The organism is Rhizobium sp. 9140, assembly GCF_900067135.1.
Classification (GTDB): Bacteria; Pseudomonadota; Alphaproteobacteria; order Rhizobiales; family Rhizobiaceae; genus Ferranicluibacter.
In genome coordinates, this window is the sequence record NZ_FJUR01000006.1 from 13912 (window position 1) to 34548 (window position 20637).

At 58.6% G+C, this 20637-nt stretch carries 18 protein-coding genes and 2 pseudogenes; 6 read left to right on the forward strand and 14 right to left on the reverse strand.

Annotated elements, in window-relative coordinates; all coding sequences use genetic code 11:
- The first annotated feature begins 504 nt into the window (after positions 1-504).
- From repA to repC, 3 genes are all read left to right on the forward strand, one after another.
- Positions 505-1695: a plasmid partitioning protein RepA gene (gene repA / locus GA0004734_RS24915; RefSeq protein ID WP_092938912.1), complete on the forward strand. Its 1191-nt coding sequence runs from the start codon at positions 505-507 to the stop codon at positions 1693-1695.
- A 71-nt stretch (positions 1696-1766) separates the two neighbouring features.
- Positions 1767-2747, forward strand: a complete 981-nt coding sequence (gene repB, locus GA0004734_RS24920) for a plasmid partitioning protein RepB (protein WP_092938714.1) — start codon at positions 1767-1769, stop codon at positions 2745-2747.
- A gap of 160 nt (positions 2748-2907) precedes the next feature.
- The gene (repC, locus tag GA0004734_RS24925) at positions 2908-4146 is read left to right on the forward strand and encodes a plasmid replication protein RepC (RefSeq protein ID WP_092938716.1); all 1239 of its coding nucleotides are present in this window, start codon (positions 2908-2910) and stop codon (positions 4144-4146) included.
- A gap of 93 nt (positions 4147-4239) precedes the next feature.
- Here repC and GA0004734_RS24930 read toward each other — a convergent pair whose 3' ends face one another.
- Both GA0004734_RS24930 and GA0004734_RS24935 read right to left on the reverse strand, forming a co-directional pair.
- A complete protein-coding gene (locus GA0004734_RS24930) occupies positions 4240-4854 on the reverse strand; it encodes a helix-turn-helix domain-containing protein (protein WP_245292644.1) in 615 nt (204 codons plus the stop codon).
- A gap of 124 nt (positions 4855-4978) precedes the next feature.
- Positions 4979-6052: an RcgR family putative quorum lactone hydrolase gene (locus tag GA0004734_RS24935; protein ID WP_092938718.1), complete on the reverse strand. Its 1074-nt coding sequence runs from the start codon at positions 6050-6052 to the stop codon at positions 4979-4981.
- Positions 6053-6265: 213 nt separating this feature from the next.
- Between GA0004734_RS24935 and istA (GA0004734_RS24940) the strand changes: the two are divergent.
- A pseudogene (gene istA, locus GA0004734_RS24940) lies at positions 6266-6805 on the forward strand (IS21 family transposase); the annotation flags it as partial.
- A gap of 128 nt (positions 6806-6933) precedes the next feature.
- On the opposite strand, the gene istB (GA0004734_RS24945) reads toward istA (GA0004734_RS24940), so the two are convergent.
- The 9 genes and pseudogenes from istB (GA0004734_RS24945) to GA0004734_RS24985 all read right to left on the reverse strand — a co-directional run bounded on the left by istB (GA0004734_RS24945) (position 6934) and on the right by GA0004734_RS24985 (position 14654).
- Complete coding sequence (istB, locus tag GA0004734_RS24945) at positions 6934-7692, reverse strand: IS21-like element helper ATPase IstB (RefSeq protein ID WP_092938720.1); 759 nt, start codon at positions 7690-7692, stop codon at positions 6934-6936.
- The gene (gene istA, locus GA0004734_RS24950) at positions 7689-9185 is read right to left on the reverse strand and encodes an IS21 family transposase (RefSeq protein WP_139056207.1); all 1497 of its coding nucleotides are present in this window, start codon (positions 9183-9185) and stop codon (positions 7689-7691) included. The genes istB (GA0004734_RS24945) and istA (GA0004734_RS24950) overlap by 4 nt, the downstream gene beginning before the upstream one ends.
- A 163-nt stretch (positions 9186-9348) precedes the next feature.
- A complete protein-coding gene (locus GA0004734_RS24955; protein ID WP_092938722.1) occupies positions 9349-9852 on the reverse strand; it encodes a YciE/YciF ferroxidase family protein in 504 nt (167 codons plus the stop codon).
- 44 nt (positions 9853-9896) lie between these two features.
- Positions 9897-10397, reverse strand: coding sequence for a DUF3597 domain-containing protein (locus GA0004734_RS24960; RefSeq protein ID WP_092938724.1), 501 nt, complete (start codon positions 10395-10397; stop codon positions 9897-9899).
- Between the two features lie 270 nt (positions 10398-10667).
- Positions 10668-10892: pseudogene (locus GA0004734_RS24965) on the reverse strand (transposase); the annotation flags it as partial.
- A 179-nt stretch (positions 10893-11071) separates the two neighbouring features.
- The gene (locus tag GA0004734_RS24970; protein WP_245292645.1) at positions 11072-12127 is read right to left on the reverse strand and encodes a L,D-transpeptidase family protein; all 1056 of its coding nucleotides are present in this window, start codon (positions 12125-12127) and stop codon (positions 11072-11074) included.
- Positions 12128-12163: 36 nt separating this feature from the next.
- Positions 12164-13075, reverse strand: coding sequence for a PhnA-like protein (locus GA0004734_RS24975; RefSeq protein WP_092938728.1), 912 nt, complete (start codon positions 13073-13075; stop codon positions 12164-12166).
- Between the two features lie 143 nt (positions 13076-13218).
- Entirely contained in the window at positions 13219-14073 is an 855-nt protein-coding gene (locus GA0004734_RS24980; protein ID WP_092938730.1) for a YsnF/AvaK domain-containing protein, read from the reverse strand.
- A gap of 32 nt (positions 14074-14105) precedes the next feature.
- Positions 14106-14654: a YsnF/AvaK domain-containing protein gene (locus GA0004734_RS24985; RefSeq protein ID WP_245292646.1), complete on the reverse strand. Its 549-nt coding sequence runs from the start codon at positions 14652-14654 to the stop codon at positions 14106-14108.
- A gap of 283 nt (positions 14655-14937) precedes the next feature.
- Here GA0004734_RS24985 and GA0004734_RS24990 point away from each other — a divergent pair, with 283 nt between their 5' ends.
- Positions 14938-15465, forward strand: coding sequence for a hypothetical protein (locus tag GA0004734_RS24990; RefSeq protein ID WP_139056348.1), 528 nt, complete (start codon positions 14938-14940; stop codon positions 15463-15465).
- A 145-nt stretch (positions 15466-15610) separates the two neighbouring features.
- Here the strand turns inward: GA0004734_RS24990 and GA0004734_RS24995 are convergent, their stop codons facing one another.
- Positions 15611-16165, reverse strand: coding sequence for a recombinase family protein (locus GA0004734_RS24995; protein ID WP_092938736.1), 555 nt, complete (start codon positions 16163-16165; stop codon positions 15611-15613).
- 763 nt (positions 16166-16928) lie between these two features.
- Between GA0004734_RS24995 and GA0004734_RS25000 the strand changes: the two genes are divergently transcribed.
- Entirely contained in the window at positions 16929-18341 is a 1413-nt protein-coding gene (locus GA0004734_RS25000; RefSeq protein WP_092938738.1) for a multicopper oxidase domain-containing protein, read from the forward strand.
- Here the strand turns inward: GA0004734_RS25000 and istB (GA0004734_RS25005) are convergent.
- Together istB (GA0004734_RS25005) and istA (GA0004734_RS25010) are read right to left on the reverse strand one after the other, a co-directional pair.
- Positions 18302-19060 (reverse strand): IS21-like element helper ATPase IstB, encoded by a 759-nt coding sequence (gene istB / locus GA0004734_RS25005; protein WP_092930036.1) that lies wholly within the window; start codon positions 19058-19060, stop codon positions 18302-18304. The genes GA0004734_RS25000 and istB (GA0004734_RS25005) overlap by 40 nt on opposite strands.
- On the reverse strand, positions 19057-20553 hold the full coding sequence (gene istA, locus GA0004734_RS25010; protein WP_139056207.1) for an IS21 family transposase: 1497 nt from the start codon (positions 20551-20553) through the stop codon (positions 19057-19059). The genes istB (GA0004734_RS25005) and istA (GA0004734_RS25010) overlap by 4 nt, the downstream gene beginning before the upstream one ends.
- Positions 20554-20637 lie beyond the last annotated feature (84 nt).

The following is a 20637-nucleotide window of genomic DNA, read 5'->3' on the forward strand; positions in this document are numbered from 1 at the left end:
TGAGATGACTGGCTGCTTATCGCCCGTCCGGCCAAACACACTAGCGTAGGGACCGCGCAGGAAACGAATTGGCAGTGTTGGGGATGTGGATCGGATGAGGCTGAAGAGGTAGCCGGTGAGAGACTATCCGCTGGATGATTCCCTCACGAGGTGCGCACCGATATATACGACGCGTGCGTCAGTTTGGGTCGATGGGGTTTTGTAAAGGAACCAAACCAAAATTGGTGATTTGAACAACAGCGCGTCAGCCCGTGCGCGGGTATGTAGGATCTGTAGTGACTAACCTGTTGTCGCTACTACAGAATTCAGAGATTTGACGGCAGTCAACCGGTGGCGCAAGGCTTCATTCGCTATCCGCGCGCCGCCAAAACATAGCTTCTTTAGCCCCTCATGGGTCTTAAGGTTTTGTTAACTTAATTTTCCTTGCTGGAATCAGAGAATCGGAGATAATGACGGCATATCCTCAGTTTCGGTAATTCTACCGACAGAATGGTCAACGACTCTATGAACGCGTTCTCACTTCCTTCGTTCGAACTGGACGACAAGATACTGATGCAAGGTGCGGAAATCTCTCGCAGGCTTAACCAGCTGCGGCTGGAGAATTTCCCGCCGAGCGCGAAGAAAACCTTGCGGCAGTTTTCTGTGGGCGAGGTTGCCCACTACCTCGGCGTTACGCCGAGCAATCTGAAACGGCTTTATCTGGACGGTAAGGGACCGATCCCGACCACAATGTCGGGGAACAGGAAGTACTACACGGCCGAGCAGATGTTGGAGCTGCGGCAGTACCTCGCGGAAACCGGGAAGAGCGAAGCCAAGAGATACCTCCCACAGCGAAAGCCGGGCGACAAGCTTCAGGTCATTGCCGTCGTGAACTTCAAGGGTGGTAGCGGCAAAACGACGACTGCTGCCCACCTAGCCCAGCATCTTGCGCTTACGGGCCATCGAGTTCTTGCCATCGACCTCGATCCGCAGGCTTCGCTCTCGGCTCTGCATGGCTTTCAGCCCGAACTCGATCAAAACCCGTCGCTCTACGATACGATCCGATTCGACGAGCGGAAGCCGATTGCGGATGTGATCTTACCAACCAATTTCCCTGGCCTCGACATCATCCCGGCGAATCTCGAGCTTCAGGAGTACGAATACGATACTCCGCTCGCGATGCAGGCCGGCAGCGAGGGCAAGCGGTTTTTCACACGACTTGGCAAGGCCCTCATGGACGTCGATGATCGTTACGATGTTGTGATCATCGATTGTCCGCCGCAGCTAGGATATCTGTCGTTGACTGCCCTCACCGCCTCAACATCGGTTCTGATTACCGTCCACCCCCAAATGCTGGACCTGATGTCCATGAGCCAGTTCTTGCTGATGCTCGGCAACATCACGAAGACCATCAAGGCGGCCGGTGCTGACGTAAGGCTTGATTGGCTACGCTACCTGATCACCCGTTTTGAGCCGCAAGACGTGCCTCAGGTTCAAATGCTTGGCTTCATGCAATCAATGCTCGCCGAGGAAATCCTAAAGACGCCGATGGTAAAGACGACTGCGATCTCTGACGCCGGATTGACCAAGCGGAGTCTTTACGAGTTAGAACGATCTAATTTTACCCGAGGGACTTACGACCGCGCCATCGAATGTATGGATGCCGTGAATTTTGAAATTCAGGGGCTTATCCATCGAGCATGGGGGAGAATGTAACGTGTTGACCGCCGTCAAAATCCAGAAGTTTCTTCGTAGAATCAACCGCTTAGCGATCCGAGGATAACAAGATGGCGCGGAAGAACCCATTTATGAACGTCATGAGCGAGGAAGCGCCGGATAACTCCAAGGCTATCCTCGAATATACGAACAAGGGGGCCTCGAAGTCGCTTATCCATTCTTTGGACGAGATGGCCGCGCAGGCAGATCGCTTTCTAGAAGGAGAGACTGTTGTCGAGCTCGATCCCGCTACCATCGACGATTCATTTATTCGGGACCGCCTCGAAGACGACCCGGCAGATTTCGACGAGCTTCTGTCAGCAATCCGAGATCGCGGGCAGGACACTCCTATCCTTGTGAGGCCGCACCCGTCAGCCACGGGGCGGTACATGGTGGTATTCGGGCACAGACGCCTTCGTGCGGCCAAGGCGCTCGAACGGAAAGTGCGTGCGGTCGTCAAAGACCTCAAAGACAGTGATCACCTCGTCGCCCAGGGTCAAGAGAACTCCGCACGGGCGAACCTGTCGTTTATCGAGAAGGCAATCTTCGCTGCAGAGATTGCCCGTCGTCAGTTCGATGGCGACAACGCGATTGTCCTTTCCGCCCTGTCTATAGACCGGGCAACGCTGTCGAAGATGCTGGCCGTCTCGACCATTCCCAAACTGGTGCTTGATGCCGTCGGTGCTGCCAAGGGCATCGGGAGGGATCGCTGGTACGAACTCAAGAACCTGTTAGAGCGTCCATCGACTCTTGAGAAAGCACTGAACTTCATTGAGACCGCCGACTTCAAAGCGAATGGCGGCGACGACCGTTTCAATGCACTACTGGCTTTCTTGAAGGCAGTCGGGAAGCAGGGCAGTCCTAAGGCGATTAGGACCCAGAGGTGGTCGTCAGAAGACAAAGCCGTATCAGCCTATATCAAGGCGGACGCAAAGACGTACACCTTTGCCCTAAAAGCGCGGGATGCCGCGGGCTTCGGCGATTTCATCGCTGACAGCCTGGGAGACTTGTACCAAGCTTACCGGAACAAATTGGATCAACAAGGAGAGTAATCAGCAAAAAGAAAAAGGCCCCCAAACGACCGAAGTCGTGGAAGCCCTTCTCGTATTCCCTAAGCAAGAATGAGAATCGCATTTCCATGAATCCCAGTCAAGAGTCCTTGGCATCGTATTGGTGAGCGGATTTCTTTTGCCTGAAGAAAGGTGAAGGAATATGCAGACGGGAAATGTGACGACGCCCTTTGGGCGGCGGCCGGTTGCGCTTGCTCTCGTAAAGAGGCAGCTCCAGACGTCCGAGACGAAACCAAACCGCCCGGTCGAAAAATGGAAAGTGTTTCGCGACGCTTGTGAGGCCCGTGAACGCCTTGGCCTCCAGGACAGGGCGCTGACTGTGCTGGACGCATTGCTGACGTTTTATCCAGAGAGCGAGCTCAACTGCGATAGTGGATTGGTGGTCTTTCCGTCCAATGCCCAGCTGTCTGTCAGAGCGCACGGCATAACCGGAACGACCTTGCGGCGGCATTTGGCTGCCTTGGTCGAAGCCGGGCTCATCCAGCGCAAGGATAGTCCGAACGGCAAGCGCTACGCTCACCGGGACAAGGGTGGCGATATCGAGCAGGCTTTTGGATTCGATCTTTCTCCACTTTTGGCTCGCGCTGCGGAACTTGCAATCTTGGCACAGGAAGTCGCTGCCGAACGTTTGCAGTTCAGACGAGCGAAAGAGGCGCTGACTATCTGCCGGCGTGATGTGCGCAAGCTGATTTCAGCAGCGATGGAGGAGGGGGCCGACGGCGACTGGGAAACCATCGAAGACATGTATGTCGGCATTGTCAGCCGACTTCCCCGCAATCCTGACCGTCACCAGGTGGAGGCAATCCTCGACGAGATGCAGCTTTTGCGCACCGAAATCCTCAACCTTCTGGAAAATCAGTTAGATTCTCAAAATATGGACGGCAATGCTATTCAAAATGGCTGCCACATACAGAATTCAAAACCCGAATCCATCTCTGAACTTGAACCTAGCTCCGGAAAAGAGCAGGGCGGAGCCGTCCAGCTGGAAGTAGCACCCAAAGCGGTTGCTCAGCCGTTGGCAAAGCCTGAACAGATGAAGGCGTTCCCGCTGTCGATGGTCCTGAAAGCCTGCCCGCAGATTTCCGACTATGGGCCCGGGGGCACGATCTCCCATTGGCGCGAGCTGATGGGAGCCGCGGTGGTGGTTCGATCAATGCTTGGTGTTAGCCCGTCGGCTTACCAGGAGGCTTGCGAGGTTATGGGTCCTGAGAACGCCGCGGTTGCCATGGCTGCAATCTTGGAGAGGGCAGGGCATATCAACTCGGCAGGTGGATATCTCCGCGATCTCACGCGCCGAGCAAGGGTAGGGGAGTTCGGGCTGGGACCGGTGCTGATGTCGTTGATGCGTGCCAATGCGAACGGCGATAGGAAAACGGGGTGAGGGTGTCCCGACGTACCGGGTCGTGGGCTCGATCGAATAGACCTCAGGCACGAGGACCCAAATTGCCACCACTTGACGACCGTTATCCGTTCTTCAATCGTCTGTCGGGGTTTCGTCCTTGGATGATTTACGGCCGGGTGGTCGGCCAGGGGGACGGCCTTTCCTGCTGACTCTCGCGGCTTTCCTAGCCAGTCGTTGGCGTTCAGCCTCAGCTTGTGCTTCAGCCTCCGCTTCCGCATTTTTCCGAGCCTCAAGAACATCCTTAGGCGTCAGTTGGCCAACTATACCGATCAAACTGCGTATGGTGTCGTGCGGGAGGTCATGAATGAGCCTGAAGAGTTCAACCCGATCATCGGCCTCTTCAGGATTGTTGCCGTAGAGATGAGGTGCCGCGGCATGAATCATCTGCATCGGCAGGAACCCGAGGAGCTCGGAAAGGTGAATCATTCGAGAGACGGTCAGTCGCGAAATGTTCAGTTCGTAGCGGCTATAGACTACTCGAGCGAGACCAGCCAGGGTCGCGAAATCACTCTGGGTCAGACCAGTTTCTAAGCGTTGGGACTGTAGGAAGGCGGAAAGTTTTGCGTCAATCTTGCCGAAGCTGACTATGCCGTCGAACCCCTCCTTGCGGTACAAGGGTCTCTGGAAATCTGGATCTGTAGTCACAACCAGTTCCCTTGATTTGATATAGTCGGGTAGTTTCCGCACCGTCGGTATTCCCTCAGTCCCCAATTCCGCCTGGGGCGGATATCACGCACATATAATTCCCCACAAGGCACTGTCATTCAACAACCACGGCGCTACAATGCTGCCAACTGGCACTTGTGGGGGCTCACACTCCGCTTAGATCGATGCGGAAATTTCGGACTTCCCAAAGCTCCTTCAGGGTCGGTATCTCCATCAAAAATCTCAGCACCTTCCTGGCTGCTATGATGTTGTAGGGGAACATCCCAATGGAGGAGTGTCCACAATTGAGCTGCAGAAGCTCTGGTGGCCGTCCGCGTAAGCTAGTCAACTCGTGTATCAGGTGGCGCGCCCTCTCTGGACGCGCAATCGTATCGCGCTTCCCCTGCACGAACAGCAGTTCTAGCTCAGGACGCGAGAGCCAGAAAGTATGCATGTCGAGATTAATCAGGGTCCACGCCTTCCTCAAATCTTCAAGTGACATGGAGGGTTCAATCCGCCCTTTTAGGCGTTGCATGGTCTCTGAAGTCCAAATCAGGTCAGCAGGGCTTGGCGGTGTTACCATCAAGACGGCCTTATCGACTTTCTCTTCTTGAGCTGCCACCAGTCCAGCAACTGTGCCACCTAAACACATGCCTACGACGGAAATCGTGCGGTACCTCTGACCTTTCAGCCAGCGAACAATTTTTCGGCCGTCCAACACCGCCTGCCTCATGGACCGAACAGTTCGGCCTACGCTGGCATTGAAAAATTGTTCTTCCGAACAATCGTTCGAGCCCCGGCTGAAATGATACGGCAAGGTGGCCTCGACGACAGTCATACCCCTCCTTGCGAAATATTTGGAGAACGCTGGATAGCGGTTGCGTGAGTACCAATGATGAAACACGACAAGCGCATGGTCTTTTGCTCCGCTCTCGGTCACAACGCACTCAAAGACGTTGTTTTTCTCGTCAGATGTCTTGATGTCCGATTCAAAAATGACTCGGTGTGCATCTTGGTAGATCGGTTCAGCCGGCAAGAGGGGTGTGAAAAACGCTTCGGTTTCGCAGAGCGTCGTGACGGCCAAGTCGTGATCGCCATTTTTTACAACTGGCTCATTGACCGCGAATGCCAGGGAGGTGTCATGCGCGAAACCGATAGCGCTTTTGCTGATTCGTTCCTGACGTTGGAGTGACCGCTTGATGTGTTTGCGATCATGATGACGTGCGAGATAGCGAAACATAACTTTCTCCTGTTCGTCGCAGGTGCCAAATCCTCATAGGGTGGTTGCGTGAGAGCGGCGGTGCAAAATTAGACCACGGTAGCGGCGGGATTGTCCCGCTTCGGGCGGCGTAAAAGTCGGCCACCTATTTCTCTTCTGCAATGAGCGCAGGAGGGCCTGGGGATCTATACCGTGGAATTATATCTGAAGGTTCGACTGGCTTGCTCGGAAGGCATGAGCCGGCGTCAGGCTGCAAAGCATTTCAACATATCGCGCGACAGCGTTTCCAAGATGCTGTCCTATTCGACGCCACCTGGCTATCAGCGACAATCACCGATCCGGCGGCCCAAGCTGGATGCGTTTGTCTCGACGATCGATCACTGGCTGGACGAAGACAGACAAGTGCCGCGCAAGCAGCGCCATACGGCCAAGCGGGTGTTTGACCGGCTTCGAGACGAATGCGGGTTCACTGGCGGCTATACGATCATCAAGGATTACATGCGCGAGCGGGATCAGCGCCGCCAGGAAGTGTTCGTGCCGCTGTCGCATCCGCCCGGCCATGCGCAGGCCGATTTCGGTGAGGCGATGGTGGTCATCGGCGGTGTCGAGCAGAAGGCGCATTTCTTCGTGCTCGACCTTCCGCACAGCGACGGCTGCTACGTGCGGGCCTATCCGGCGGCAGTGGCCGAGGCCTGGGTCGATGGCCATGTCCATGCGTTCGCTTTCTTCGGCGCCGTGCCGCAATCGATCGTCTACGACAACGACCGTTGTGTCAACGGCGGAGTAAAATCCTGCCACGCGGCGGCGCAAAAGTCGGCCACTTGTGGCGCGCGCATGAGACCGCCGGGAGGGCTTAGGCCCGAGCGGGGGTCTCATGCGCGCGTTGCGATTTTCGAAGGGCGTCAGCCGGCCTTTCGGGCGCGGCTTTGGGCGAGACGATAGCTGTCGCCGTTCATCTCGAGGATGCTGACGTGATGGGTGATGCGGTCGAGCAAAGCGCCGGTCAGGCGCTCGGACCCCAAGGTTTCCGTCCATTCGTCAAAAGGAAGGTTGCTGGTGATCAGGGTCGCGCCTCGCTCGTATCGTTGCGAGATCAGCTCGAACAGCAATTCCGCGCCGGTCTTTGACAGCGCCACGAAGCCCAGTTCATCGATGATCAACAGCTGGTAGGCGGCCATCTGCTTCTGGAACCGGATGAGACGCCGCTCGTCGCGCGCCTCCATCATCTCGCTGACCAGTGCGGCCGCTGTCGTGAACCCAACGGACAGGCCCTTCTGGCAGGCGGCCAGGCCGAGGCCGAGCGCCACATGGGTCTTGCCCGTGCCGCTGGGGCCGAGAGCGATAACGTTCTCCCTGCGCTCGATCCATTCGCAGCGCGCCAGTTCCAGCACCTGCATCCTGTTCAGCTTTGGGATGGCGGCGAAGTCGAAACTGTCGAGGCTTTTGACGACCGGGAACCTGGCCGCCTTGATGCGACGCTCGACCTTGCGACGGTCCCGTTCGATCATCTCCCGCTCGGCAAGCCGGGTGAGGTATCCGACATGATCGACGCCTTCGGTGGCGCACAGCCGGGCCAGCTTCTGGTACTCGCGCTGGAAACTCGGCAGCTTCAGGGTTTTGAGATAATGGGTGAGAAGGATCTCGGGTGCTTGGGTGTTCATGCGACTTCTCCCGCATCCGACGACAGGAGACGCATATACGCCTTCGCCGATGTCGTCTCGACCGTCGCCCTCGGCAAATACGGGTAGATGGACAGGTCCAGTCTGGGCGGCCGGCGTTCCACCCGGCACAGGATCAGATGCTTGACGGCGTCAAAGCCAATGGCGCCAAGCTGGATCGCCTGCTTCACCGCCGCATGCAGATCGGCGAGTTCGAAGCTCTCCAGCAGGCGGAGGACCTGCACGTACTCACGCCGGCCGTGTTTGGCCATGCGGCCTTCCATCAACCGGCGCAGCGTAGCGAACTCTTGCGGCAAGTCCCAGCCCTGGAGGGGCGCTGCCTGATCCAGCGAATTGATCTTCTGCTCGATCAGCGGCAGGTAATGGACAGGATCGAAGACGACGTCTTCCCGTTCCCAGCACCGAGGATGGCGGGCGATGATCTCGCCACGGCCACCAATGACCACTTCGTTGACATAGCCGCGCACCCACACATCCTGATGGCCATAGGCGACCGGGACGGAATAGTCGTTGGTCTTGTAGCGCACCAGCGACTGCGCCGTCACCTTGGCACTTGCCTGGTCGCAGGCATCAAATGGCGAGGCTGGCAAGGCGCGCATGGCAGCCAGATCGCGCCGCAAGCGCTCGCCGATCGTCTCGCTCTCGCCGCGCAGCCTGTCGCGCTGGCGCTTCCGGCACTGCTCCTCCAGAAAGGTGTTGAACGCCTCCCATGTCGCAAACTGCGGGATCGGTACCATGAAGTTGCGCCGGGCATAGCCGACGAGACCCTCGACGTTCCCCTTGTCGTTGCCCTTGCCGGGACGGCCATAGCGATCCCGGATAAGGTAGTGGGACAGGAAGCCGCTGAACAACGTCGCGCGCTTGCGGGTGCCGTCAGGCAAAATCTTCGCCACCAGGCAACGGTCGTTGTCGTAGACGATCGATTGCGGCACGGCGCCGAAGAAAGCGAACGCATGGACATGGCCATCGACCCAGGCCTCGGCCACTGCCGCCGGATAGGCCCGCACGTAGCAGCCGTCGCTGTGCGGAAGGTCGAGCACGAAGAAATGCGCCTTCTGCTCGACACCGCCGATGACCACCATCGCCTCACCGAAATCGGCCTGCGCATGGCCGGGCGGATGCGACAGCGGCACGAACACTTCCTGGCGGCGCTGATCCCGCTCGCGCATGTAATCCTTGATGATCGTATAGCCGCCAGTGAACCCGCATTCGTCTCGAAGCCGGTCAAACACCCGCTTGGCCGTATGGCGCTGCTTGCGCGGCACTTGTCTGTCTTCGTCCAGCCAGTGATCGATCGTCGAGACAAACGCATCCAGCTTGGGCCGCCGGATCGGTGATTGTCGCTGATAGCCAGGTGGCGTCGAATAGGACAGCATCTTGGAAACGCTGTCGCGCGATATGTTGAAATGCTTTGCAGCCTGACGCCGGCTCATGCCTTCCGAGCAAGCCAGTCGAACCTTCAGATATAATTCCACGGTATAGATCCCCAGGCCCTCCTGCGCTCATTGCAGAAGAGAAATAGGTGGCCGACTTTTACGCCGCCCGAAGCGGGACAATCCCGCCGCTACCGTGGTCTAATTTTGCACCGCCGCTCTCAGGCCGCCCCTGTGGGACGGCCTTGAATACTGAACTGGGACCTCAGGAAGTCTTGCTTTTGCCCTTGGCGTTCGCAGAGGCCTTTGCAAGCTGCGTGAGCTTTTCGTCTGTCGCCTTCTCCTCGGCGAGGTTGGCCTCCAGCAGGGGTACGGCGTCCTTCAGACCAAGCTGTTTGGCCCACTCGATCAACGTGCCGTAACGGGCGATCTCGTAGTGCTCGACTGCCTGGGCGGATGAGATGAGGCCTGCATCCAGAGCCGGAGACTCCTTGAACTCCTCGATGATCTCTTCGCCTTCGGCAATAATGCCCTGAATGGCTTCGCAGGTCTTGCCGCGCGCCGCCTTTCCGAGCAGTTCGAAGACCTGTTCCAAGCGTTCGATCTGGCCCTGGGTCTCGTCGCGGTGCTGCAGGAAGCCTGCCTTTCCTTCTTCCGAATTGGCGGCGCGGGCCATCTTCGGAAGGGCCTTCAAGATCTGCTTCTCTGCGAAGTAGATATCTTTGAGAGTGTCGAGGAAGAGGTCGTCCAGTGTCTTGGTGGCTGCCATATCATTTCTCCGTTGTTAATGAGGATCAGGTCTAAGAGTTTGGTTCAGTCAAGCAGGTCTGCGGGGACCTTCCCTCCGTTTTCCGACAGCTTCTTCATGAGAGCCTTGTGAAGAAAATTGTTCATTTTCGCGCTGCCATCGGCGTCGCCGGTGTAGCCTAGTTCCTGCGCCAACTCCTTGCGCTCCTCAAGGCTGGCGTCCATGCCGAGAGCCTTCATCAGGTCAACAATTGAGCGCCGCCAGTCGAGCTTTTGGCCAGACTTCTTCGCCGCTTCGTCGAGGATCGATTCGACGTCGACCGGAGTCCGGGAGTTTCCGCTGTAGCCAGCGCCTCCTTCTATCTGCGGAACAGGGTTTGCAGTCTGTGCTGCGGACGTTTGGGGAGTGTTGACGGCCGGGGTGGCAGCCCCTGATTGGGCGGGCGGTTGAGAGGCAGGCATTGCTGAAGATGCCGGTGCCGTGGAGCCCATGCTTGACCCTTGCGAGGAAGGAGCAGCATTTGCTTCGCCAAAAATTGCGTCCTTGATGCGGTCGAAGATGCTCATTCATTTCCCCTGCTGTGACTTGGTCAGGGCGCTCGATCCGCTCCGGAGCTGCAGCACGCGTATGTACCCGGCCGTCGCGAAAAATTGATGTGCTGTCGCCCCGCCGATTAACGCGGTGGACAGATCGCGGTTCCGTCTGCCTCAGGCTCGGGAGCAAAATTCCTTCGCGGCGGTCTCCAAGCGCAAGGCTCCCCGGTTCAACGAGCGCGTGGACAGCCGCGATGCTACTTAGTGCACGTTGGTTGGCTTGTTTCTTTACAGGCAGTGTCTCTAAGCGAATGGCTCGATCAAGCCAGTGACGACGATGCGTGCCTCAAGCAGATAAAGTTTCCCGCGGCCATACATCTGACGCTTTACGAGCTTGAGCTTGGTGATCTGGCCTTCAGTCTGGCCGTTCGACCACTGGGAGGTTATGGCATTCTGGATTGCCGCTCGGTCTCGGATAACACCATTTGCGAATGATGCGACCACCCGCGTAAGGCGCGTTCGTCGTAGCCCCCAAACAGGCATGCCAACAGGATGATAGCGAATGCGAGCCAGGCGCATCGCTGGGCGAGCCAGAACCGGCGCTAAAACGGGCCATGATCTTCGACACCTTCCGGTAGCGGTATCGGCTTAGGCGTTCGTTTCATGGGACGATCCCTCTGTGGGTTCGGCATAGTGGTAAGCCGGCCCTACTCGACAAATTCGACCATGACGCCCGGCTTGACCATGCCGGCCAGTTCCTCGACGTCCCAGTTGGCCAGCCGAACACATCCATGCGATCCGACCTTCCCGATCAGCTCCGGTACTGGCGTGCCGTGAATGCCGTAGGTAGGCTCTGTCAGGTCGATCCAGACTGTCCCGACAGGACCATTCGGCCCGCTCGGCAGTTCAAGGATCTTCTTGTTGTTGCCCTGCTGGAAATTGATCTTCGGATTGTAGGTGTACGTCGGCATTCGCGACACGCCCTTAACCTTGTGAGTACCGGTTGGTGAGGGACTGTCCTCACTGCCAATTGTCGCTGGATAGACCGCGAGCAGCGAGCTGTCTTCGGCAAAAGCGAAAACCTGCGCCAGTGTGCGATGAACCTCGATCCGCTTGACCGATCCGGTCCTGGCAGCGCCGGGAATGGCGACAGCGATCGTTTCGCCCGGCTTGAAGGCCGCCGTCGGATCGAGGGCCTTGATCAGCGCGATATGCATGTGGAAACGTTCGGCCAGCTTCTCGGCAATGCTGGTATAGCCGAGATGCTCCATGATCGCCTGCTCGGCATAGTCTTTTGGAATGCTCTCGACGATATCCTCTCCGTCTTCTTGCGTGATGGCATAGGCCTGGATGGCCGGGGCATCATCGGTCAAACGGCCCAGTACGTCGGGATCGAGCTTCCCATCCACTGGCAGACCCTGAAGCATCTCGAAACCGGCAATCGCTTTCGTCAGGTTGTCGCCTAAATAACCGTCGATGACGCCCGGCGATGAACCAGCCCGGTCGAGCAGGACCTGCAGATGCACGATGGCGGGATTGGGCTCGGTCTGTTTTTCCGCCGGCGCCTCGATCGGAAGGGACGCGATCGCCGTGGTATTGACGGTTTGTGCGTCGATCGGCGCTGCAAAGGCTGGGGAACAGAGCGTTAGAGCGGCGGTCAGTGAAAAGTGCCGAAAGGCATTCTGCATGGAGGCTACCGATAAATTAGGGAGAGACTCTCCACCCGGTGGATGGAGAGGATTCATTGGAGAAAGATCAAGCAAGGAAGAAGGCCGCCGTTTCCGGCGGCCTTCTTCTTGTTAAATCGTGCGGCGAGTGGTGGTTTCCGCCAGAAGCAACGCCTTCTTCGTGCCGTAGGAACCGCCGAACCAGGCCGCCACAGCCCCGAGCAGGAGGGCGAAGAAGCCCAGGATCGCGCCGGCCGACACTGCCTTGGTGGCCGTCTGCGCCGCCTCGAGCGCCTGCTGCTTGGCCGCAGCAACATTGTCGCGATAGGTCTTCTCGTACTGCTCGACCTGGGTGCGGGCCTGATCGACCGGGATGTTCTGTGCCTTGGCGATCGCATCAGCGGCGCGATTGCGGGCATCTGCGGCCTTTGCCTGGTCACCGGTCACCGCGGCCTGGACCGCCGAAACGGCTGCATCACGCAGGGCTGCCGGATCGTTGCCGCCAGACGCGTCACGGATCTGTTGCTCGATCCCGGCCATCGGGTTTGCAGAAGTCGCAAGGGCAGGGGCCGCCGACGTGGCAGCGGTCGCGGCCGTCTGGCCGACACCGCCGACAATGCTCGACAGACCGCTGAACGCGCCGCCGATGAGGGCACCGACCGACGTGGTCAGCAGGTAGAGGATGACAAGAGTGGTGACAGCCCAGGTGGTTACGCCCTGATACCCGCCGGTCGAGCGGCTCGGACGTCCGGAAAGGCGGCTGGCGGCATAACCGCCGACGAAGGAAGCAATAATGCCGGCCACAACGAACCACGCGCCACCGGCCATGGAAAAGGTGCTTGCATTCGGGTTATCATAGGTTGCGGGATCGATCACGGCGGCGCCGATGCCCACTCCCAGAAGATTGAGGAGGAACTGGACGGCAAGCGCCAGGACGACCCCGGCGAAGATCGCGCCCCAAGACACCTTGTGCAATGTGGCTGTAAGGGAGGGGTCGACATAAGCCGCTTCGCGCGACACGTGGACGGAGACAGGTTCGGTCATGGTGCATCCTTTTCATCACGGGAACGTGAGTGCCACACTAACGCCGCAATTGAAGATCGGTTCCCGTGTCACAAGAGAAAAAAAAGACCGGCGATGGGATCGCCGGCCTCGAACTGCAGCTTCATCAAACGAAGAGCCTTCCATTAGTCCTTGCGGACAATACGGTCGGATCGTTCATCTTCGACTTCCACCTCCGTGCGGCGGACGCTGTCGCTGATGGTCTCCTCGCGCTGTTCGGCCGTTTTGCGCAGAGCAATCTCTTCGACAACGCGCGCATCCTTCGAGACGATCGCCTCCTCATGATGCTCCTCGGCCTCGATCGTACGGTCGACGAAGGCGTTCTCCGTTTCGGTTACCGGACGGTCGACCGTGCGGCGCTCGATGCTGACGTTCTCGTCGCGCAGCGATACCTGTTCACTGACAGGATTTTCGACCACGTAAGAACGGACACGCACGCGGCCATGGTTGAGGTCGCGCTTGGCGACGCGAAGCTTTTCCTCGACCACCGGGATAACCTCTTCACGGCCGGCGTCCAGAGCTGCCGTTCCGGTTGCGCTGGCACGATTGGCGGAGGCGCCATACGAACTCACGGTCTCCTGCTGGTTCCAGCCTTCCGAGCGCCAGCTCTCGGCGCGCTGATCGAGATCGATGCTGCCCTCGTCATCGAGGATATCGATAACCTTGTCATAAGAGGCGGCGGTGACGTTGCTGACCGTCACAAGATAGCCACCGCGGCGAAGACCTTCGGAATAGACGGCGCGGTCCTCGTCGGGAAAGAAGAAGTCTTCCAGCTTCTCCCAGAAGCCCTTGTGCTCGGAGGCAACTTCAGTCGAGGTTGTAGACTCCTTGCCGGCGACGACGCGAATGCCGTCGCGGGCAATCCCGTCTTTGACAAGGCGTTCGACGGCAGCATCCGCATCGCTGCGGTTTTCGAAGAAGGCCGTCACCGTGTTCGATGACGAGGCGCCGTATGACGATGTGGTTTCGCTGTCGATCATGAGTTTCTCCTTTTCTCGGATTGATAATTAGCTCAGGGCTCGTCGCGCTCGATGCTGGCACGTTGCTTGCGCAGTTCGACCGGAATGGAAACGTCCTCGGTGGTGGCGACGCGGCGGATATGGATCTCTTCGACCAGCATCAGACGCTTCTCGACAACGAGAACCTCCTCCATCACAGGTACAATGGTCACGTCACCGTCCGTGCGAACACCCGGCGCTTCTGAGACTTCACGTCCGATTGCCACACGCGTCACCTCGACATTCTCGCTGTCGAGGCGTGCTTCCGCTGCTTCTGTGACAAACTCGGTTTTGGTGCTCACGCGAACGCGGCCGTCGCTCACGGCGCGCTTGTCGATGACAAGCTGTTCTTCGATCAGCGATAGTTTCTTGTCAGGCTCGGCCATGCGGGTTCCAGATCGTTTGTGACCAGCATTGAACGAGCGAAGTCCAACCTTGTTCCTACCAGTTAGTAAGATCTCGAAGGTGAACGGCGTGGTCGGCGGTCCAAATCCTTTCAAGGCGTAGACGACCGCTATCGCACAGAGAAAGGCCACGGCAACAATCCCATCCGGCCAGAACATCAACTATCAAGACGACGAGGGTTGCGGGAAGATGCGGGGGCGCCGGTGGATCCGGCGCCCTTTTTGCTTTACGACAGGTGATGCGGCTTGGTGAGGCCGTAGCCGCAATGCGTTGCTGGGAAGAGAGACACCAGAACACGTTGCCGCTCTGGAAGACCTCCTGCGCGTTACCGGGGGACTTGTAGCAGCTTCGGAAGCGGTTGCCGCAGCCACATGGGAATACCGATACGTGCCAATGAATTTGCGTATACAAGCCGGCGGGCTTGGAGATGCGGGGAACTCGATGAGTATCATTTCCCGCAACTATGGCATCCTTATGCAGTCTATCGAGCAAATGCTGGATCTGTTCCGTGAAGCTGTAGAGGGAATGACAGATGCCATTACTTTCGGTGCCTTCCGTGACTGTGCTGCACAAATCCAGAAAGAGATGGCTGAGGTTTTCTCGCAGGAGCGGGCTGGCGACGCTATTGTAGCGGAGATCAGCCGGCTACAAGAGCTAAGAGATCGTCAGTTAAACGATGCGGCATCAAGGTTAGGTGTCATTCAGGACTGCGCTCAACGGTTCTTTGCTGCCAAGGACGACATGGACCACCTGACCTCCGGCCTAGCCGCGATCAAAGTGATGGGAAAGGTGGAGGGCGCCAGAATCTCTGATGGACAGTTTGGGGCGCTGATCAATGACCTGGAATGTTATCAGCAGGCTATGTCCCGAGGCTTGGCTGAAATAGGACAAGTCAACAACTTCGTCAGGATCCAAATCAGGTATTTGCAGCCTAATACACTAGCACCGATGCATGTGTCATTGTCCTGACTGTGCGTACAGTTTCTCGGCGCATGGCACATCCACAATATAGGCGTCATCTCGCGTTTTTCCTTAAGAGCATTAGGGTCCATGATGGATGAAGTCGCATTTGGTTCCATAATTAGACGCCTTGCTGGGGCGATGTCGCCCTCGACTAGGAGGATGCGACTTCTCTAAGCGCACGATACACGCTCGCCCGGCCTATGCTCAGCCTCTTTGCAATATCTGTTGGCCCGATTCCTTCGGATCTAAGACGGCAGATCTCGGCAACATCGACGTGGGGCTTCCTTCCTTTATAGACCCCTCTGTGCTTGGCAGCAGCGATGCCTTCCATCTGTCGCTCTCTGCGAAGGTTCGTCTCGAACTCAGCAAACACGCCGAGCATATCAAGGAAAGCTTTGCCGGCCGCTGAGCTGGTGTCGATCGGCTGTTCGGTCGCTTTTAGCGTCACCCCTTTTTGCTTGAGCAGCCGTACGATGTCCTGCAGATCCCCAACTGACCGCGCTAACCGATCGACCCGCGTCACGACCAGGCTGTCTCCGTCGCGCATGAATTCCAGGAGCGTATTGAGCTCCTTCCGATCCTGTTTGGTCGATCCAGATTTCTTTTCCGCCCGGATGACCGTGCACCCGGCCTCCTTCAGAGCCGCCTCTTGAATAGCAAGATCCTGATCGATCGTGCTGACCCGCGCATACCCGTAAACAGCCATGAAACGTCTCAATAGGTTCTAGACCTTCAATGAGTAGCGTCTCATAAAAGCAAAATCAACCCAAATGATACACTGATTGGCGTCTCACCGAGGTTGTCTCAAGAGGTATACCTAACCGGGAGTGGACGGCTTCGCGCCAACACCGGACATCAGTGTCCCCAGAGTCTATAGCTTGCGACGGTGCAGGCGCTCTAATTCATCCTTGACCTTCCCACGTTGGAAGCACCAGCATCGGCAGCCTGGCAATCGATGCCAAGCGACCACCGACCATAATGGCACCCGAACATTGATAAAGATCAAGGTGCGTAATGGGAGGCGTGGCATGGTGAGATGACGGAGGATCGACAATGCGCACGTTAGCACAGAGAGCGTTGGTATGGAGGCTGCTCGCGGCACTCCTTGCTGTTGCTCTCATGTTCAGTGCGCCGGTTACGCATGCGGCTCCCCAGACCTGCCTGGACGGACACCACCAGATGGTGGACGATGATCCGGGCGACGAGAATTCCAAGGCCCAGCATTCTCCCAAACAGAACTGTTGCAGCGTCATCTGCGTCTTCTGCCTCGCAGTCGTTGCACAACCAGCAGGATCGGCGCACTCGGTCCTGCTTCTGGCTAGGGTCTTGGATGTCGCTGACGATGTCGCAGGCCACGACCCGTCTCCTGGCTTCGAACCCCCTCGATCCATTGGTTGATGAACTGCTCGCCGCTGGCGGGCCATTCCCACCATTGGGCCGATCACGGCCAAGAAGATCGAGAGAACGTCATGTTTCGTCGTCAATTTCTGAAGACGCTCGCCGTCAGTGCGGCAGCTATTTCACCCCTTGCACAGAAGTCCTGGGCGCTCACGAGCACAGGATTGCAGTCACCCATCGAACTCGCAGTCACCAAGCGCTCCATTGAAGTGAATGGCCGATCCGCCAGCGTCTTCGGTCTTGTTCAGGGCAGTGGACGGAGCGGCCTCGTCCTGGATGCGGAAGACGGCTTCAATGTCATCCTGTCCAACACCACGGATGAAGCGACGCTCATTCACTGGCATGGGCTTACCCCTCCATGGGAGCTGGACGGTGTCCCCGACAATCCGGCAGCGCTCCTCACTGCAGGAGAGAAACGGCACTACCAGTTCGATCTCGCAGGCGGCGGCACCCACTGGATGCACGCCCATACACTACAGGAACAAAGCCTGTTGGCGGCACCGCTGATCGTGCGGACGGCGGAGGACCGCGCTCGTGACGAGCAGGACGTCGTCATCCTTCTTCACGACTTCTCTTTCAAGTCGCCGGAGGAATTGCTGGCGGAACTGCAGCAAGGTTCCGCAATGGGCGGCGGACACGGTGGCGGCTCGATGCCGATGGATCACGGGAGCATGATGTCCAACATGGCGCAAATGCACGGCGGCGGCATGCCCATGGGTGGCATGGCGATGGGCGGCATGGGCATGGGCGGCATGGGCATGATGGACCTGAACGACATCGAGTATGATGCGTACCTCGCCAATGACCGCACGCTGGACGATCCGGAGATCGTGCAGGTCGAGAAGGGTGGCCGCGTTCGGCTACGCATCATCAATGGTGCAACGGCGACCGCCTTCACCATCGACACGGGAACCGTCGTGGGAAGTCTGGCCGCCGTCGATGGCATGGCCATCGAGCCCGTCACCGGCACCCGCTTCCCGATCAGCATGGGCCAGCGGTTGGATATCGTACTGCAACTCCCGCTGGGCACCGCGTCACTTCCGATCCTTGCCTTACGCGAAGGCTCCGAGGAGCAGACAGGCGTCATCCTCGCAACGGCGGACGCGACCATTTCGAAGGTTGCCACAAAAGCTTCTTCCGCCGGACCGGTCCTCGACCTTTCACTGGAGGCGATCCTCAAAGCGACGTCACCTCTGGACGAACGGCCCGCAACGAAGACCTATCCTCTGATCCTCTCCGGCAGCATGACCGGCTACTCATGGGGGATCAGCGGCGATGCGATGGCCGTCAATCCTGATGACAGGGTCCGCCTTGTCAACGGCGGAGTAAAATCCTGCCACGCGGCGGCGCAAAAGTCGGCCACTTGTGGCGCGCGCATGAGACCGCCGGGAGGGCTTAGGCCCGAGCGGGGGTCTCATGCGCGCGTTGCGATTTTCGAAGGGCGTCAGCCGGCCTTTCGGGCGCGGCTTTGGGCGAGACGATAGCTGTCGCCGTTCATCTCGAGGATGCTGACGTGATGGGTGATGCGGTCGAGCAAAGCGCCGGTCAGGCGCTCGGACCCCAAGGTTTCCGTCCATTCGTCAAAAGGAAGGTTGCTGGTGATCAGGGTCGCGCCTCGCTCGTATCGTTGCGAGATCAGCTCGAACAGCAATTCCGCGCCGGTCTTTGACAGCGGCACGAAGCCCAGTTCATCGATGATCAACAGCTGGTAGGCGGCCATCTGCTTCTGGAACCGGATGAGACGCCGCTCGTCGCGCGCCTCCATCATCTCGCTGACCAGTGCGGCCGCTGTCGTGAACCCAACGGACAGGCCCTTCTGGCAGGCGGCCAGGCCGAGGCCGAGCGCCACATGGGTCTTGCCCGTGCCGCTGGGGCCGAGAGCGATAACGTTCTCCCTGCGCTCGATCCATTCGCAGCGCGCCAGTTCCAGCACCTGCATCCTGTTCAGCTTTGGGATGGCGGCGAAGTCGAAACTGTCGAGGCTTTTGACGACCGGGAACCTGGCCGCCTTGATGCGACGCTCGACCTTGCGACGGTCCCGTTCGATCATCTCCCGCTCGGCAAGCCGGGTGAGGTATCCGACATGATCGACGCCTTCGGTGGCGCACAGCCGGGCCAGCTTCTGGTACTCGCGCTGGAAACTCGGCAGCTTCAGGGTTTTGAGATAATGGGTGAGAAGGATCTCGGGTGCTTGGGTGTTCATGCGACTTCTCCCGCATCCGACGACAGGAGACGCATATACGCCTTCGCCGATGTCGTCTCGACCGTCGCCCTCGGCAAATACGGGTAGATGGACAGGTCCAGTCTGGGCGGCCGGCGTTCCACCCGGCACAGGATCAGATGCTTGACGGCGTCAAAGCCAATGGCGCCAAGCTGGATCGCCTGCTTCACCGCCGCATGCAGATCGGCGAGTTCGAAGCTCTCCAGCAGGCGGAGGACCTGCACGTACTCACGCCGGCCGTGTTTGGCCATGCGGCCTTCCATCAACCGGCGCAGCGTAGCGAACTCTTGCGGCAAGTCCCAGCCCTGGAGGGGCGCTGCCTGATCCAGCGAATTGATCTTCTGCTCGATCAGCGGCAGGTAATGGACAGGATCGAAGACGACGTCTTCCCGTTCCCAGCACCGAGGATGGCGGGCGATGATCTCGCCACGGCCACCAATGACCACTTCGTTGACATAGCCGCGCACCCACACATCCTGATGGCCATAGGCGACCGGGACGGAATAGTCGTTGGTCTTGTAGCGCACCAGCGACTGCGCCGTCACCTTGGCACTTGCCTGGTCGCAGGCATCAAATGGCGAGGCTGGCAAGGCGCGCATGGCAGCCAGATCGCGCCGCAAGCGCTCGCCGATCGTCTCGCTCTCGCCGCGCAGCCTGTCGCGCTGGCGCTTCCGGCACTGCTCCTCCAGAAAGGTGTTGAACGCCTCCCATGTCGCAAACTGCGGGATCGGTACCATGAAGTTGCGCCGGGCATAGCCGACGAGACCCTCGACGTTCCCCTTGTCGTTGCCCTTGCCGGGACGGCCATAGCGATCCCGGATAAGGTAGTGGGACAGGAAGCCGCTGAACAACGTCGCGCGCTTGCGGGTGCCGTCAGGCAAAATCTTCGCCACCAGGCAACGGTCGTTGTCGTAGACGATCGATTGCGGCACGGCGCCGAAGAAAGCGAACGCATGGACATGGCCATCGACCCAGGCCTCGGCCACTGCCGCCGGATAGGCCCGCACGTAGCAGCCGTCGCTGTGCGGAAGGTCGAGCACGAAGAAATGCGCCTTCTGCTCGACACCGCCGATGACCACCATCGCCTCACCGAAATCGGCCTGCGCATGGCCGGGCGGATGCGACAGCGGCACGAACACTTCCTGGCGGCGCTGATCCCGCTCGCGCATGTAATCCTTGATGATCGTATAGCCGCCAGTGAACCCGCATTCGTCTCGAAGCCGGTCAAACACCCGCTTGGCCGTATGGCGCTGCTTGCGCGGCACTTGTCTGTCTTCGTCCAGCCAGTGATCGATCGTCGAGACAAACGCATCCAGCTTGGGCCGCCGGATCGGTGATTGTCGCTGATAGCCAGGTGGCGTCGAATAGGACAGCATCTTGGAAACGCTGTCGCGCGATATGTTGAAATGCTTTGCAGCCTGACGCCGGCTCATGCCTTCCGAGCAAGCCAGTCGAACCTTCAGATATAATTCCACGGTATAGATCCCCAGGCCCTCCTGCGCTCATTGCAGAAGAGAAATAGGTGGCCGACTTTTACGCCGCCCGAAGCGGGACAATCC

Excerpts from the sequence above, each read along its gene's own strand:
- repA (WP_092938912.1), top strand. The coding sequence starts at position 505 with ATGAACGCGTTCTCACTTCCTTCGTTCGAACTGGACGACAAGATACTG.
- repB (WP_092938714.1), top strand. The coding sequence starts at position 1,767 with ATGGCGCGGAAGAACCCATTTATGAACGTCATGAGCGAGGAAGCGCCG.
- repC (WP_092938716.1), top strand. The coding sequence starts at position 2,908 with ATGCAGACGGGAAATGTGACGACGCCCTTTGGGCGGCGGCCGGTTGCG.
- GA0004734_RS24935 (WP_092938718.1), bottom strand. The coding sequence starts at position 6,052 with ATGTTTCGCTATCTCGCACGTCATCATGATCGCAAACACATCAAGCGG.
- istB (WP_092938720.1), bottom strand. The coding sequence starts at position 7,692 with ATGAACACCCAAGCACCCGAGATCCTTCTCACCCATTATCTCAAAACC.
- GA0004734_RS24955 (WP_092938722.1), bottom strand. The coding sequence starts at position 9,852 with ATGGCAGCCACCAAGACACTGGACGACCTCTTCCTCGACACTCTCAAA.
- GA0004734_RS24960 (WP_092938724.1), bottom strand. The coding sequence starts at position 10,397 with ATGAGCATCTTCGACCGCATCAAGGACGCAATTTTTGGCGAAGCAAAT.
- GA0004734_RS24975 (WP_092938728.1), bottom strand. The coding sequence starts at position 13,075 with ATGACCGAACCTGTCTCCGTCCACGTGTCGCGCGAAGCGGCTTATGTC.
- GA0004734_RS24980 (WP_092938730.1), bottom strand. The coding sequence starts at position 14,073 with ATGATCGACAGCGAAACCACATCGTCATACGGCGCCTCGTCATCGAAC.
- GA0004734_RS24985 (WP_245292646.1), bottom strand. The coding sequence starts at position 14,654 with ATGTTCTGGCCGGATGGGATTGTTGCCGTGGCCTTTCTCTGTGCGATA.
- GA0004734_RS24990 (WP_139056348.1), top strand. The coding sequence starts at position 14,938 with ATGAGTATCATTTCCCGCAACTATGGCATCCTTATGCAGTCTATCGAG.
- GA0004734_RS24995 (WP_092938736.1), bottom strand. The coding sequence starts at position 16,165 with ATGGCTGTTTACGGGTATGCGCGGGTCAGCACGATCGATCAGGATCTT.
- GA0004734_RS25000 (WP_092938738.1), top strand. The coding sequence starts at position 16,929 with ATGTTTCGTCGTCAATTTCTGAAGACGCTCGCCGTCAGTGCGGCAGCT.
- istB (WP_092930036.1), bottom strand. The coding sequence starts at position 19,060 with ATGAACACCCAAGCACCCGAGATCCTTCTCACCCATTATCTCAAAACC.